Consider the following 14970-nt stretch of genomic DNA (forward strand, 5'->3'; position numbering starts at 1 on the left):
GATAAAAGCCTGTGGTTCCGGCGACCGAGGGCGTTGGAGGGCGTAGCCGTCAGCGATGGCTGCGGGGTTGAAGGACAACGGCGAGTGGCGCGGCAAATGCCGGGGCTTGGGCCTGAATTGGTGCACAGATAGGACGCAAGATGAGCGGCGTGAATGAAATCCGGTCGACGTTTCTCGACTATTTCCGCAGGAATGGTCATGAGGTGGTGTCGTCGAGCCCGTTGGTGCCGCGCAACGACCCGACGCTGATGTTCACCAATGCCGGCATGGTGCAGTTCAAGAACGTCTTCACCGGGCTTGAGCAGCGTCCCTATTCGACGGCAGTGACCGCGCAGAAATGCGTGCGCGCCGGCGGCAAGCACAATGACCTCGACAATGTCGGCTACACCGCCCGCCACCACACTTTCTTCGAGATGCTCGGCAACTTCTCCTTTGGCGATTACTTCAAGGAAAAGGCCATCGAGCTTGCCTGGAACCTGATCACCAAGGAATATGGCCTCGACGCCAAGCGCCTGCTGGTGACGGTGTATCACACCGACGACGAGGCATTTGACCTCTGGAAGAAGATCGCCGGCCTCTCCGACGACCGCATCATCCGCATTCCGACCAGCGACAACTTCTGGGCTATGGGCGATACCGGCCCGTGTGGTCCTTGCTCGGAAATCTTCTACGACCACGGCGACAAGATCTGGGGCGGACCTCCCGGTTCTGCCGATGAGGACGGCGACCGTTTCATCGAGATCTGGAACCTCGTCTTCATGCAATACGAGCAGATCACCAAGGAAGAACGCGTCAACCTGCCGCGTCCGTCGATCGACACCGGCATGGGCCTCGAGCGTCTGGCAGCGGTGCTGCAGGGCCAGCACGACAACTACGACATCGATCTCTTCCGCGCGCTGATTGCCGCGTCCGAGGAAGCAACCGGCGTCAAGGCCGAGGGCGACCAGCGTGCCAGCCACCGCGTCATTGCCGACCATCTGCGCTCGTCCGCCTTCCTGATCGCCGATGGCGTGCTGCCGTCGAATGAGGGCCGCGGCTACGTGCTGCGCCGCATCATGCGCCGCGCCATGCGCCATGCGCAACTGCTCGGCGCGCGCGATCCCTTGATGTGGAAGCTGCTGCCGGCGCTTGTCGGCCAGATGGGCCGCGCCTATCCGGAACTGATGCGCGCAGAAGCGCTGATCTCCGAGACGCTGAAGCTTGAGGAAACCCGTTTCCGCAAGACGCTGGAGCGCGGCCTCAACCTCTTGTCCGAGGCCTCGGCCGACCTTTCCGAAGGCGACCAGTTCAACGGCGAGACCGCCTTCAAGCTTTATGACACCTACGGCTTCCCGCTCGACCTGACCCAGGACGCCCTGCGCGCCAAGGGCATCTCCGTCGATACCGACGCCTTCACGACGGCCATGCAGCGCCAGAAGGCCGAGGCACGTGCGAGTTGGTCAGGTTCCGGCGAAGCGGCAACGGAAACCATCTGGTTCGAGCTGCGTGAAAAGCATGGTTCGACCGAATTCCTCGGTTACGACACGGAAGTCGCCGAAGGCGTGATCCAGGCGATCGTGCGCGATGGCGCTGTCGCTCAGTCGGCCGCCAAGGGGGAAACCGTCCAGATCGTCCTCAATCAGACCCCGTTCTACGGCGAATCGGGCGGCCAGATGGGCGATACCGGCACGATCATCACCGATGCTGGCAAGCTTGTCGTGACCGACACGCAGAAGCGCGGCGAGGGGCTGTTCGTTCATTTCGGCGTCGTTACCGAAGGCACGATCAAGACCGGCGATGCGGCTCAGCTCGAAGTCGATCACGCCCGCCGCTCGCGCCTGCGCGCCAACCATTCCGCCACCCATCTGCTGCATGAGGCGCTGCGCGAAGTGCTCGGTACTCATGTGGCGCAGAAGGGTTCGCTGGTCGCGCCCGAGCGCCTGCGCTTCGACGTCTCGCATCCGAAGCCGATGTCGGCCGAGGAGCTGAAGATCGTCGAGGAAATGGCAAACGAGATCATCGTTCAGAACACGCCGGTCACCACCCGCCTGATGAGCGTCGATGATGCGATCGCTGAAGGCGCGATGGCGCTGTTCGGCGAAAAATACGGCGACGAAGTGCGTGTCGTCTCGATGGGACAGGGCATCCACGGCTCCAAGGCCAATCGTCCCTATTCCGTCGAGCTCTGCGGCGGCACCCATGTTTCGGCGACCGGCGACATCGGTCTCGTCCGCGTCGTCTCTGAAAGTGCTGTCGGCGCCGGCGTTCGCCGCGTCGAGGCGCTGACGGGCGAAGCGGCGCGCGCCTACCTCAACGAGCAGGACGAGCGGGTAAAGACGCTTGCCAACACGCTCAAGGTTCAGCCGGGCGACGTGCTCGGTCGCGTCGAGGCGCTTCTCGACGAGCGCCGCAAGCTGGAGCGCGAACTGACGGAAGCCAAGAAGAAGCTGGCGCTCGGTGGCGGCGGTCAGGCCGGATCGAGCGATGCAGCCCGCGACATCGCCGGCATGCGCTTCCTCGGCAAGGTCGTTTCCGGTGTCGAACCGAAGGATCTGAAGAGTTTGGCCGATGACGGCAAGAAGAGCCTCGGCTCCGGCGTCGTCGCCTTCGTCGGCGTTTCCGGCGATGGCAAGGCAAGTGCTGTCGTGGCCGTCACCGACGACCTGACCTCCAAGGTCAGCGCCGTCGATCTCGTGCGCGTCGCCTCGGCCGCCCTCGGCGGCAAGGGTGGCGGCGGTCGCGCCGATATGGCGCAGGCCGGCGGCCCTGACGGAGAGAAAGCAGCCGAAGCGATCGAGGCTGTTGCCGTGGCGCTGGCCGGCTAAGGCCGGGCACAGAAACAGGAAACTCAAAGGGGCGTCCGTTTCGGGCGCCCTTTTTTATGGCAGCGATAGACCTTCAGTCCGGTCTGTTGCCTGCGCCGCAAAACTCCGCAGGATTTGTCAAAGTCGTCTATGGTCTACCGATCCGTAAGCAAAACGCGAAAGGTTAGACATGGACGAGCAGGCAACCTGGGCGACCTACGAAAGACGGCTGCACAGGGTGAGCGACTACATTTACGGCCATCTCAACGAAGAGCTCGATCTCGATCGGCTCGCTGAAATCGCCTGCCTGTCGCCGCATCACTGGCACCGGATCTACCGGGCCGTTCATGGCGAGACGCTGGCGGCAACCGTCAAGCGGCTTCGGCTGCAGAGGGCCGCCGCCGATCTCGTTCAGACCGATCTTCCTGTCGAAGCGATCGCGCAGCGCTCTGGCTACCCGAACATTCAATCCTTCAACCGCACCTTCAAGGCAGTCTACGGGCTGCCGCCGGCGCGGTATCGGAGGGAGGGCAGCCACAAAACCTTCGAAACCGCTTCATCGGAAGGAATTGCGGACATGTATGAAGTCACCCTCAAGGAGATCGACGGCTTCGATCTCGTCGGCGTTGCCCATACCGGTTCCTATATGGGCATCGGCAAGGCATTCGAGACGCTCTACGGCACGCTGTTTTCGCGCAACCTCTTTAGACCCGACATGGAGATGGTCGGCATCTATCTGGATGATCCGGAGCTGGTGCCAACGGACAAGCTGCGCTCCTTTGCCTGCGTGTCTGCCAAAGGGGATTTGCCAGCGGATGCACCGCTGACACAGCAGACGCTCGACGGTGGGCGTTACGCCGTTCTACGCCACAAGGGCCCCTATGCAGATATGCCTCTGGCATACCAATGGCTCTACGGTACCTGGCTGCCGCAGTCCGGCCGCGAGGTACGCGACAGCCTGATGTTCGAGAAATATCTCAACAATCCGCGCGACGTACCGCCCACGGAGCTTCTGAGCGAGATCTACCTGCCGCTGAAATAGCCGGCCGCAGGCCCAAGCAGACAGACAGCAACAGAAACCCGGCACAAGGCCGGGTTTCGCATTCGGGTCAAAGGCTGGTGCCGATCAGGCAGCCATTGCCTTCTTCAGGTTTTCGTCGATCTTGTCGAGGAAGCCGGTGGTCGAGAGCCACGGCTGGTCGGGGCCGATCAGCAGCGCCAGGTCCTTGGTCATGAAGCCGGCTTCGACGGTGTCGACGCAGACCTTTTCCAGGGTCTCGGAGAAGCGGGCGAGCTCGGCATTGTTGTCGAGCTTGGCGCGGTGGGCGAGGCCACGGGTCCAGGCGAAGATAGAGGCGATCGAGTTTGTCGAGGTTTCCTCGCCCTTCTGGTGCTGGCGGTAGTGACGGGTCACGGTGCCGTGGGCGGCTTCTGCTTCGACCGTCTTGCCATCCGGCGTCATCAGAACCGAGGTCATCAGGCCGAGCGAGCCAAAGCCCTGGGCGACGATGTCAGACTGGACGTCGCCGTCGTAGTTCTTGCACGCCCAGACGTAGCCGCCGGACCACTTCAGCGCCGAAGCAACCATGTCATCGATCAGGCGGTGTTCGTACCAGATCTTCAGTTCCTTGAACTTGTCGGCGAATTCCTCATCGAAGACCTTCTGGAAGATATCCTTGAAGCGGCCGTCATAGACCTTGAGAATGGTGTTCTTGGTCGAGAGGTAGACCGGAACCTTGCGCTGGATGCCGTAGTTGAGCGAAGCGCGGGCGAATTCGGTGATCGAATCGTCAAGGTTGTACATGCCCATGGCAACGCCAGCCGACGGTGCGTCGAACACGTCGTATTCGATTTCCTTGCCGTCTTCGCCGACGAACTTCATCGTCAGCTTGCCCTTGCCCGGGAACTTGAAGTCGGTGGCGCGGTACTGGTCGCCGAAGGCGTGACGGCCGACGATGATCGGCTTGGTCCAGCCCGGAACCAGGCGCGGCACGTTCTTGCAGATGATCGGCTCGCGGAAGATGACGCCGCCGAGGATGTTGCGAATGGTGCCGTTCGGCGACTTCCACATCTTCTTGAGCTTGAATTCTTCGACGCGGGCTTCGTCCGGAGTGATCGTGGCGCACTTGACGCCGACGCCGTGCTTCTTGATGGCGTTGGCGGCATCGATTGTCACCTGGTCGTCGGTGGCGTCGCGGTTTTCCATGCCGAGGTCATAATACTCGAGATCGACGTCGAGGTAGGGATGGATCAGCTTGTCCTTGATGAACTGCCAGATGATGCGGGTCATCTCATCGCCGTCGAGTTCGACGACCGGATTGGCGACCTTGATCTTTGCCATGAATATGCCTCGTAGCTTAGCGGGACAACGGGAGCGATGTCCCTTCCTCTTTAGAAAAATCCAGAGCCCTATAGCATTGTGAAACGGCAAGGCAAAGCATGCTTGGCTGAAACTTTGGGTGGAGACTTCATCGCCCGACGGGCAGGGGCCGAGGATCGGTTTTTGATCGCTTTTTAGCTGGCCTGCGCCTTGAAAAGATTGGAGGCAGCGTTAATCAGGAAGAAGCGGTGACGCAGCACCTGTCGATGGTGGCCGCAGCAGGCAAAAGGTATCCGATGGAAATTCGCTCCCGCGCGCGCGACTGGCTTCTGGCCAACGACCCCGCCTTTTCCAGGCTGCGCCAGGCGACGCGGATCACTGCGACGATCGTTGCGTCGGTTTGCCTGCTGATGGCCTTCCACTTTCTGGTAGTGCCGCTGCCGCCGGCAGCTTACGGCCTTGCCGTTTCCCTTTCGATCGAAGGCGGTCTTGCCGTGCGCGACAGCACCCACGGCGCGCAGCTGGTGACACGCGTAATCGCCGTCATCGTCGGCGTCATGATGGTTGCGCTGGCTTCGGTGCTGGAGAGCCACCGCCATGTCTCCGATGTCGTCTTCCTGTTGATCATCTTCCTGGCGGTCTACTGCCGCACATTCGGGCCCAGATGGTTTGCCGTCGGCATGTTCGCCTTCATGTCATATTTCATCGGAGCCTATCTTCGGCCGACGATCGACCAACTGCCTGCACTCGTCTTCGGCGCGGCGGTTTCGGCCACGGTCGCTCACCTGGTCCGCACCGTCCTTCTGCCCGACAACCGCTATCGCGACCTCATGCGCGCCGCGGCCAGCGTCCAGCAGCGCGTCGACCAGATGCTGGAGGAACTGGTTGATGTCGCGCGCAAGCCAGCCCTGATCGAGACGGATCGCACCCGACTGCACCGGAGGGAGGAGCGCCTCAAGGAGGCGGTGCTGATGGCAGAGAGTTTCATTCCGACAGAAAACCGACGCCCGGAACCCGAGCCGGGCCTTGCCTCGTCGGATGTGGTGATCAACCTTTTCGACCTGCATCTGGCGGCAGAGAGCGTGATCGTTCTGAGCCTTCAGGCCATGCCGCCGGTTTCATTGGTCGAAGCGATGCTCGCCCGCAATACCGTCGGGATCGAAGCGGAGACGGCGCGTATCGATCGCACGAACGAGAGGCTTGTGGAGACCGTCAAGGCGCTTTCATGGCTGCGCAATGTTCGCCAGCGCCTCGCCCATAGCCTGGAAAAACTCGATGCGCGCGATCTCGATGATCCGATCGAGGCAACCATTGGCCCGGCGTCCGCGCGTCCAAAGCTGACGGTGTCAAATCCCGCCCTCAAGGCGGCCATCCAGATCACGCTCGCCGCCGGCATTGCCATGGTCTTCGGGCTGATGCTGTCGCGCGACCGCTGGTTCTGGGCGGTTCTGGCAGCCTTTCTCGTCTTTACCAACACCCGCTCGCGCGGCGATACGGCGGTGAAAGCACTGCAGCGCTCGGCCGGAACGCTGTTCGGCATCGTGGTCGGCATCGTCGCCGGCACGGTGGTGGCCGGAAACATCTATCTGGTACTGCCGCTGAGCGCGCTGTGCATCTTTCTCGCCTTCTATTTCCTTGCCGTTTCCTATGCGACGATGACCTTCTTCGTCTCGGTCGTGCTGTCGCTGCTTTACAGCCTGATGGGCGTGCTGACGCCGGAGCTATTGCAGCTACGCCTTGAGGAGACCCTGATCGGCTCGATCGCCGGCGCCGGCGTCGCCTTTGTCGTGTTCCCGACGCGAACGCGGACATCACTGGATTCGGCCATGAAAGCCTGGTGCACCGAACTCACAGGGCTGTTGCAGGCGGCGAGGGACGGTGCATCGGGTATGGCGCTGATCGTGCGGTCGCAGGCGCTTGACCGCGCCTACCGCGACCTTGCGGCTGCAGCAAAGCCGCTCGGCGTTTCCTGGCAACTCGTCACGCGTCCGGGGCATGTGCGGCAAACGCTGGCGATCTTCATGGGCTGCACCTATTGGGCCCGCGTGTTTGCCCGACGCGTCGCCGATGAAGCCGATGCCGTCGGCTCGACCTTCCAAAGTGACATCGACGATAATCTCGCACTGGTTCACGCGATCGAGGAGAAAGGGGCCGGCTATTTCTATGACGTCGGCCGCGTCGCCGGGCCGGTCGATCGGCATCTGCCGATATCGAAGGACGATGCGGAACTGGGGCTGGAGATGATCGGCATCTCCCTCAACCGTCTGCATCCGGCAACACCGTGATGCCTGCGGCGCTCGACATGTTTGCCGGACTTTAATTTTCCGGGCTTTTGTGCGAGGGAAGCGCCGAACAGAAGGCGAAGGCGACAGACATGGCAGGCACCAACAGCGAACGAGAACTCCTGACCGAAGGACCGGCGATCATTCTCGCCTATCCGCAGCTCGGCGAGAATATCGGCATGGTTGCCCGCGCCATGGCCAATTTCGGCCTGTCTGAACTGCGCCTCGTCAATCCGCGCGACGGCTGGCCGAACGAAAAGGCGCAATCTGCCGCCAGCCGCGCCGACCATGTCATCGAGGGCGCCAAGCTTTACGACACGCTGGAGGAGGCGATCGCCGACCTCAACTTCGTCTATGCGACGACGGCACGTGACCGTTACGGCTACAAGCCCGTCCGCTCGCCGATCGTGGCGGCGCGCACGCTGAGGCAGCGCTTCGTCGCCGGCGAGGCAACCGGCATCATCTTCGGCCGCGAGCGCACCGGCCTCACCAACGAGGAAGTGGCGCTTGCCGACGAGATCGTGACTTTTCCCGTGAACCCGGCCTTTGCCTCGCTCAATCTCGCCCAGGCCGTGCTGCTTATGTCCTATGAATGGCTGAAGACCGGCATGGAAAGCGAAGACCAGACGTCCTTCCAAGCGCTGGAGCAGCGACCGGCGAAGAAGGACGATCTGCAGGGCCTGTTCGATCATCTGGAAGATGCGCTGGAAGCGCGCAACTATTTCCGCTCCGCCGACAAAAAGCCGAAATTGGTCGAAAATCTGCGCACGGTTCTGACCAGACCAGCTTTTACCGAAACGGAAATCCGGGTGCTGCGCGGCGTGATCTCGTCGCTCGATCGGTTTTCGCGCGAACATCCCCGAGGTTCCGGCGCTCCCGCTGATCACAGCAGGGCCGAGCACAACAAGAAAGCATCAGACAGCGGTGACAGCGACTGACCTGAAACCAATCCTCGTCTTTGACAGCGGCATCGGCGGACTCACGGTCCTGCGCGAAGCGAGGGTGCTGATGCCCGAGCGGCACTTCATCTATATCGCCGACGATGCCGGCTTCCCCTATGGCGGCTGGGAAGAAGGAGCGCTGCGCACGCATGTCATCGCGCTCTTTGGCCGGCTTTTGGCCGAGCATGATCCGGAAATCTGCGTGATTGCCTGCAACACCGCCTTCACGCTGGTCGGTGCTGATCTGCGCTCCGCCTTTCCGCAGATGACCTTCGTTGGCACCGTACCGGCGATCAAGCCGGCGGCCGAGCGCACGCGTTCAGGACTGGTTTCGGTTCTGGCAACGCCGGGCACGGTCAAGCGCGCCTATACGCGCGACCTCATCCAATCCTTCGCCAGCCAATGCCATGTTCGCCTGGTCGGCTCGGAAAACCTCGCCAAGATGGCCGAGGCCTATATCCGCGGCGAGCAGCTCGACGATGCGGAGGTGCTGGCCGAGATTACGCCGTGCTTCATCGAGATGGACGGCCGCAAGACCGACATCGTCGTTCTCGCCTGCACGCATTACCCCTTCATGGCAAATCTTTTCCGCAAGCTGGCGCCGTGGCCGGTCGACTGGCTGGATCCGGCCGAAGCCATCGCCCGACGGGCCCGTTCGCTGGTGCCGCTGCCCAACGGATTCGAGCCGTTGAACGGCGAGGACCCGGCAATCTTCACATCAGGAAAACCGGATTTTTCGACCCGTCGGCTGATGCAGGGCTTCGGCTTGACCGTTACGTCGAACGTCATTGCCCCCGAACCCACGGCTGCCAGCGAAGCGATCGGCTAGAAGAAGATCGCGAGCAGCACGCCAATCGAGGCGGCGAGGGCAATCGCAATCAGGAAGTTCGCGCGGCCTAATTGCGCGGCTTCCTTTTTTGAGACGATGCGTTGCCCATCCTTGTAAGCCTTGCGCATGCGTTGCTCGAGATTGTTCATCTGGAAATGGTTTTCGGTCTCGTTCTGATCCATTTTTCGCCCGCAAAATCCCGGCCGTTCAAACATATATGGGCTGGGGCAGACGCTTGTGGAAGATGTATCAATAGTCTCACTCAACTTTTCCGCGCGAAGCACCAGATGAGCAGACGGATCTTTCCAGATCGTCCGCAACGCGGTATTCCCTGTGGGTTTTCTGCAGTGATTGCGTGATCGCCGGCAAAACCGTGCTAGGTGTCGCTCGTTTGGCGAACTCGGCATGGTCGCGAATCAATCCAAAACGAAGAGGTGGAAATGAAGGTCGGCATCGACATGGGAGCGACGTCCGAAGGGACATCGGCCTCTCTCGATATCGAGGAGCTTCTGGCCACCCGTTTGCTGGTGCAGGGCAATTCCGGTTCGGGAAAATCGCACCTTCTAAGAAGGTTGCTCGAGCAGTCTGCACCTTGGGTGCAGCAATGCATCATCGACCCCGAGGGTGATTTCGTCACGCTTGCCGACAAGTTCGGCCATGTGGTCGTCGAGGGCGAACGCACCGACGCAGAGCTGATCGGCATTGCCACGCGCATTCGCCAGCATCGTGTCTCGTGCGTGCTGTCGCTCGAGGGGCTCGATATCGACCAGCAGATGCGCAGCGCCGGCGTGTTCCTCAACGCCATGTTCGATGCGGATCGTGAATACTGGTATCCGGTTCTCGTGGTGGTCGACGAGGCGCAGATGTTTGCGCCCTCGGTCGCCGGTGACGTCACCGAAGAAGTCCGCAAGATCTCTCTCGGCGCGATGACCAACCTCATGTGCCGCGGCAGAAAGCGTGGGCTTGCCGGCGTCATCGCCACCCAGCGCCTGGCAAAGCTTGCCAAGAACGTTGCGGCTGAAGCCTCCAACTTCCTGATGGGCCGCACATTCCTCGATATCGACATGCTGCGCGCCGCCGATCTGCTCGGCATGGACCGTCGCACGGCCGAAATGTTCCGCGATCTGAAACGCGGCTCCTTCGTCGCGCTTGGCCCGGCGCTGTCGCGCCGTCCGCTGAAGGTGACGATCGGTGCCGTCGAGACCTCGGCGCGCTCGACGAGCCCGAAGCTGATGCCGCTGCCGGAAGCGCCGCAGGATGTGGAAGACCTGATCTTCACACCCGACGCCGACGAGCTGACACGGCCGATCATGCGCCGCACGGCGCCGCCGCCGCGCCCGACAACAGATATTCTCGCCGAGTTGTCGCGGCCGCGCCCCGAACCGGTCGCGCCGGTTGAAGCCAGACCGGCCCAGCCAGAAATGTCGGCCGAAGAGCGCGGTGCGTTGCTCGATAGCCTGTTTACCGAGATTCTCTCCAATCCCGATGCCGCGTTCCGGCCGGATGCCGAGCTGTTCCAGGATTTCCTCGTGCGCTGCCGCATCCGTCGCGTGCCGGGCGCAGCCCTGTCCCTGAGTGCCTTCCGTCGCAAGATGGCAATTGCCCGCTCCGGCGTCGATGCCGAGACTGCGGCGACAGACGCCTGGGCGTCGGCGCTCCGGCTTGCCGATCGCGTCACCGAGGACCTGCAGGGCGTGTTCCTGATGATGGCGCAGGCGGCCGTGCGCGGCCTTGCCTGTCCATCGGACGCGATGATTGCGCGTGCCTACGGCACCCATTCCGCCCGTCGCGCCCGGCGTCTACTCGGGTATTTCGAGGAGAATGGCCTTGTGGTCGTGCATGCCGATTTCTCCGGCAAGCGAATCGTCGCCTTTCCTGACCTCGGCCACGAGACGGCGCCGGGCGACGCCAACGGGCCCGATGTCACGGAAACCGGCCGCGCCGCGGCGGAGTAGCTGACGTGCCGCAGCGAAATGCGGGCAAATCCCTGCGTTTACTGTCATATTCCGTTGACAATCCGTCATTCTCTCAGTAAAGACCCGCCCAACGCCGGGCAGAAATGTCCGGTGTTTCATTAGACATGTCCCGTGGTTTCTCCGGCAGCGTGATCGTGAGAATCCTGTCAGAACTCTCAAAATGGGTTCAGAGGAGGGCGTGTTTCCTTGATCCGGTTTGGCAACAGACCGGTGTAACCGACTGAAAGGAAATGCGATGAGCAAGCGCGAATCGTCCAAGTACAAAATTGACCGCCGTATGGGCGAAAACATCTGGGGCCGTCCGAAGTCGCCGGTTAACCGCCGCGAATACGGCCCGGGCCAGCACGGTCAGCGCCGCAAGTCCAAGCTTTCGGACTTCGGTGTGCAGCTGCGCGCCAAGCAGAAGCTGAAGGGCTACTACGGCGACATCCGCGAAAAGCAGTTCCGTGCGATCTTCGCCGAAGCTGACCGCCGCAAGGGTGACACCCCGGAGAACCTGATCGGCCTGCTCGAATCGCGCCTCGACGCGATCGTCTACCGCGCAAAGTTCGTTCCGACCGTTTTCGCTGCACGTCAGTTCGTCAACCATGGCCACGTCAAGGTTAACGGCGTTCGCGTCAACATCGGTTCCTACCGTTGCAAGCCGGGCGACGTCATCGAAGTCAAGGAAAAGTCCAAGCAGCTCGTTACGGTTCTCGAAGCCGTCCAGCTCGCTGAGCGCGACGTTCCTGATTACATCGAAGTCGACCACAACAAGATGGTTGCAACCTTCGTCCGCGTTCCGGTTCTCTCCGACGTGCCGTACGCCGTCGTTATGGAACCGCACCTGGTCGTCGAATTCTACTCGCGTTAATCCGAGGTCTCGGCCTTGTGAACGATCGAAACCGCCCGGAAACGGGCGGTTTTTTTGTCTCTTCAGATATCGCGGCGCTTTGATCTGCCGCGCGACTCGTCCGGCTTCTGCGACTGTCGGATATCCAGATGGATGCGCGGCGCGGTGGTCGCGGACGAGACGATGACTTGCGCGGCGAAGGGGAAATCGCATGCCGGAGCAGAAGACGCCGCAAGACCTGCAGGCGATCATCGAGGACATCCACCGAGAGCTGACGCCACGGCTCGGCGAGGGCAAGGTCGCGGACTACATCCCTCAGCTGGCGCGTGTCGATCCCAAACACTTCGGCATGGCTGTGGTGACAACCGACGGACAGGTGCACCGAGTCGGCGATGCCGAGGTACCGTTCTCCATCCAGAGCGTCTCCAAGGTGTTCACGCTGACGTTGGCGCTCGGCAAACACGGCGAGACCATCTGGCACCGGGTCGGCCGGGAACCATCAGGCTCGGCGTTCAACTCCATCGTCCAGCTCGAGCAGGAAGGCGGCAAGCCGCGCAACCCCTTCATCAACGCCGGCGCGATCACCATCAGCGACCTGATCCTTGCCGGCCACACGCCGCGGGAACTGATCGGCGAGATCGTGCAGTTCGTGCGCTATCTTGCAGACGACGATGCCATCGTCATCGATCACGAGGTCGCCCGCTCCGAGACGGCGACCGGCTTCCGCAATTTCGCACTTGCGAACTTCATGCGCTCCTTCGGGCGGCTCGATCACCCGGTCGAGCATGTGCTCGGCGTCTATTTCCACCATTGCGCGCTGGCGATGACCTGCAGCCAGCTCGCCAAGGCCGGCCTGTTTCTGGCAGCCGGCGGCACCAACCCGCTGACCGGCCACTCCGTCGTGTCGCGGCAGCGCGCCCGACGCATCAATGCGCTGATGCTGACCTGCGGCCATTATGACGGCTCGGGCGATTTCGCCTACCGCGTCGGCCTACCGGGAAAGAGCGGCGTCGGCGGCGGCATTCTTGCAGTTGCGCCCGGCAAGGCCTCCGTCGCTGTCTGGTCGCCGGGGTTGAACGAGAACGGCAATTCGCTGCTGGGATCGCTGGCGCTCGAGATGTTGGCCGCGCGCACCGGCTGGTCGGTGTTTGGATCCTGATTTCGGCCGAAGGGCCGTTTTCCCTTGATCTTGAGGATGGAACGGGGCAAGTGCTGGCCGTGACTTGCCGTGCGCTCTCTTCTCCCGAGCCGGCCATTCCAGGATCGTTGCCATGGATCATTCGCCAGCCCTTTCGCCTGACGCAATCGACAATGCCGTTGAAGACGGCGATATCGAGACGGGTCTTCATCCGATCTTCGAACGCATGCCGTCGTCGGTCTCCTTCAACAAACTGCGCAAGCGGCTCCTGCGGCAGACACGGCAGGCGCTCGACGACTTCGGCATGCTGAAGGGCGCCAAGCGCTGGCTGGTCGGGATTTCCGGCGGCAAGGACAGCTACAGCCTGCTGGCTTTGCTGATGGACCTGCAATGGCGCGGGTTGTTGCCCGTCGAGCTGGTCGCCTGCAACCTCGATCAGGGACAGCCGAACTTCCCCAAGCATATCCTGCCGGAATATCTGGCCTCGATCGGCGTCAAGCACCGCATCGAGTATCGCGACACCTATTCGATCGTGAAAGAAAAAGTGCCGACAGGGGCCACCTACTGCTCGCTCTGTTCGCGTCTGCGCCGCGGCAATCTCTATCGCATCGCGCGCGAGGAGGGTTGCGACGCGCTGGTTCTCGGCCATCACCGGGAAGATATTCTCGAAACCTTCTTCATGAACTTCTTCCACGGCGGCAGGCTCGCCTCGATGCCGGCGAAGCTTCTGAACGACGAAGGCGATCTGATGCTGCTGCGGCCGCTCGCCTATGCGGCCGAGGACGACCTGGCGAAATTCGCCGCTGCGATGGAGTTTCCGATCATTCCTTGCGACCTCTGCGGCTCGCAGGATGGCCTCGAGCGCAATGCCATGAAGACAATGCTTGCCGACCTCGAACGGCGTATGCCGGGCCGCAAGGACACGATGCTGCGGGCGCTCGGCCATGTGAACCCGTCGCATCTGCTCGACCCCAAGCTTTTCGACTTCCAGTCCCTCTCACCGGAGCCCAAAGAATGAGCCATTCCGTCGACATCGCCGCCCTTGCCAATCTGCTGCAGGAAGCCGCGGTCAAAGAAATCCTGCCGCGGTTTCGCAATCTCGGCGCGGGCGATGTCCGGATGAAGTCGGAAGCGATCGATCTCGTCACCGAGGGCGACGAGGCAGCCGAACGCCTGATCAAGGCGCGCATGGACGAGATTGCGCCGGGCGCCGTGTTCATCGGCGAAGAATCCGTCGCGGCTGACCCGGCGCTGCTCGACAAGCTGGCCGATGCCGATCTGGCCGTCGTCGTCGATCCGATCGACGGTACCTTCAACTTCGCAGCCGGCCTGCCGCTGTTCGGCGTCATGGCGAGCGTCGTCTCCAAGGGCGAGACGGTTGCGGGCATCATCTATGATCCGCTCGGCAACGACTGGGTAATCGCCGAGAAGGGTTCAGGCGCCTGGATGTGCCGTCCTGACGGCTCGCAGGAGCGCATGTCGGTGACCGCAGGCGTGCCGCTTGAAAGCATGGTCGGCGGCGCATCGACGGGCTTCTACAAGCAAGACGCGCGGCGCGAGGTGATGGCCAACATGGCCAAGGTACGGATTGCAACGAGCTACCGTTGTGCCGCACACGAATACCGCATCCTTGCCGGCGGCTATATCCACTTCCTGATGTACCAGAAGCTGATGCCCTGGGATCACCTGGCCGGCACCTTGATCGCACAGGAGGCGGGCGCCTATGCCGCGCGTTTCGACGGTTCGCCCTATCTGCCGGCTCATCTCAATGGCGGCCTGCTGCTGGCGACCGACAAGGACAGCTGGGAAACGCTGCGGCGCGAAGTTTTCACCGTCTGAACGGACGAAATCATCAAAGCAAAAAAGCCC

The 14970-nt window shown here is 62.1% G+C and carries 12 protein-coding genes; 10 read left to right on the forward strand and 2 right to left on the reverse strand.

Going from position 1 to position 14970, the window contains the following annotated elements; all coding sequences use genetic code 11:
* Positions 1-140: 140 nt before the first annotated feature.
* A complete protein-coding gene (gene alaS, locus ABIE33_RS19630; RefSeq protein ID WP_429128299.1) occupies positions 141-2804 on the forward strand; it encodes an alanine--tRNA ligase in 2664 nt (887 codons plus the stop codon).
* A 169-nt stretch (positions 2805-2973) separates the two neighbouring features.
* Positions 2974-3825 carry an AraC family transcriptional regulator gene (locus tag ABIE33_RS19635; protein WP_429128302.1) on the forward strand — a complete coding sequence of 284 codons (852 nt, stop codon included), beginning with the start codon at positions 2974-2976 and terminating at the stop codon, positions 3823-3825.
* A gap of 84 nt (positions 3826-3909) precedes the next feature.
* On the opposite strand, the gene ABIE33_RS19640 is transcribed toward ABIE33_RS19635, so the two are convergent.
* Positions 3910-5124: an NADP-dependent isocitrate dehydrogenase gene (locus ABIE33_RS19640; protein WP_429128304.1), complete on the reverse strand. Its 1215-nt coding sequence runs from the start codon at positions 5122-5124 to the stop codon at positions 3910-3912.
* A gap of 275 nt (positions 5125-5399) precedes the next feature.
* Here ABIE33_RS19640 and ABIE33_RS19645 point away from each other — a divergent pair, with 275 nt between their 5' ends.
* The 3 genes from ABIE33_RS19645 to murI all read left to right on the forward strand — a co-directional run bounded on the left by ABIE33_RS19645 (position 5400) and on the right by murI (position 9155).
* Positions 5400-7388 (forward strand): FUSC family protein, encoded by a 1989-nt coding sequence (locus tag ABIE33_RS19645; RefSeq protein WP_429128481.1) that lies wholly within the window; start codon positions 5400-5402, stop codon positions 7386-7388.
* An 89-nt stretch (positions 7389-7477) separates the two neighbouring features.
* The gene (locus tag ABIE33_RS19650; RefSeq protein WP_429128307.1) at positions 7478-8323 is read left to right on the forward strand and encodes an RNA methyltransferase; all 846 of its coding nucleotides are present in this window, start codon (positions 7478-7480) and stop codon (positions 8321-8323) included.
* Positions 8310-9155, forward strand: a complete 846-nt coding sequence (murI, locus tag ABIE33_RS19655; RefSeq protein ID WP_429128310.1) for a glutamate racemase — start codon at positions 8310-8312, stop codon at positions 9153-9155. Before ABIE33_RS19650 ends, murI begins: the two co-directional genes overlap by 14 nt.
* Here murI and ABIE33_RS19660 read toward each other — a convergent pair.
* Positions 9152-9475: a hypothetical protein gene (locus tag ABIE33_RS19660; protein WP_429128312.1), complete on the reverse strand. Its 324-nt coding sequence runs from the start codon at positions 9473-9475 to the stop codon at positions 9152-9154. The genes murI and ABIE33_RS19660 overlap by 4 nt on opposite strands.
* A gap of 120 nt (positions 9476-9595) precedes the next feature.
* On the opposite strand from ABIE33_RS19660, the gene ABIE33_RS19665 reads away from it, so the two are divergent.
* From ABIE33_RS19665 to ABIE33_RS19685, 5 genes are all read left to right on the forward strand, one after another.
* Positions 9596-11110 carry a helicase HerA domain-containing protein gene (locus ABIE33_RS19665; RefSeq protein WP_429128315.1) on the forward strand — a complete coding sequence of 505 codons (1515 nt, stop codon included), beginning with the start codon at positions 9596-9598 and terminating at the stop codon, positions 11108-11110.
* Positions 11111-11366: 256 nt separating this feature from the next.
* Entirely contained in the window at positions 11367-11984 is a 618-nt protein-coding gene (gene rpsD / locus ABIE33_RS19670) for a 30S ribosomal protein S4 (RefSeq protein WP_025427166.1), read from the forward strand.
* A 190-nt stretch (positions 11985-12174) separates the two neighbouring features.
* Positions 12175-13122, forward strand: coding sequence for a glutaminase (locus ABIE33_RS19675; protein ID WP_429128319.1), 948 nt, complete (start codon positions 12175-12177; stop codon positions 13120-13122).
* A gap of 112 nt (positions 13123-13234) precedes the next feature.
* Positions 13235-14119 (forward strand): tRNA 2-thiocytidine(32) synthetase TtcA, encoded by an 885-nt coding sequence (gene ttcA, locus ABIE33_RS19680; RefSeq protein ID WP_429128321.1) that lies wholly within the window; start codon positions 13235-13237, stop codon positions 14117-14119.
* On the forward strand, positions 14116-14940 hold the full coding sequence (locus tag ABIE33_RS19685; RefSeq protein WP_429128324.1) for an inositol monophosphatase family protein: 825 nt from the start codon (positions 14116-14118) through the stop codon (positions 14938-14940). The genes ttcA and ABIE33_RS19685 overlap by 4 nt, the downstream gene beginning before the upstream one ends.
* Positions 14941-14970 lie beyond the last annotated feature (30 nt).

Source organism: Ensifer sp. 4252 (genome assembly GCF_050434565.1).
In the GTDB taxonomy this organism is placed as follows: Bacteria; Pseudomonadota; Alphaproteobacteria; order Rhizobiales; family Rhizobiaceae; genus Ensifer.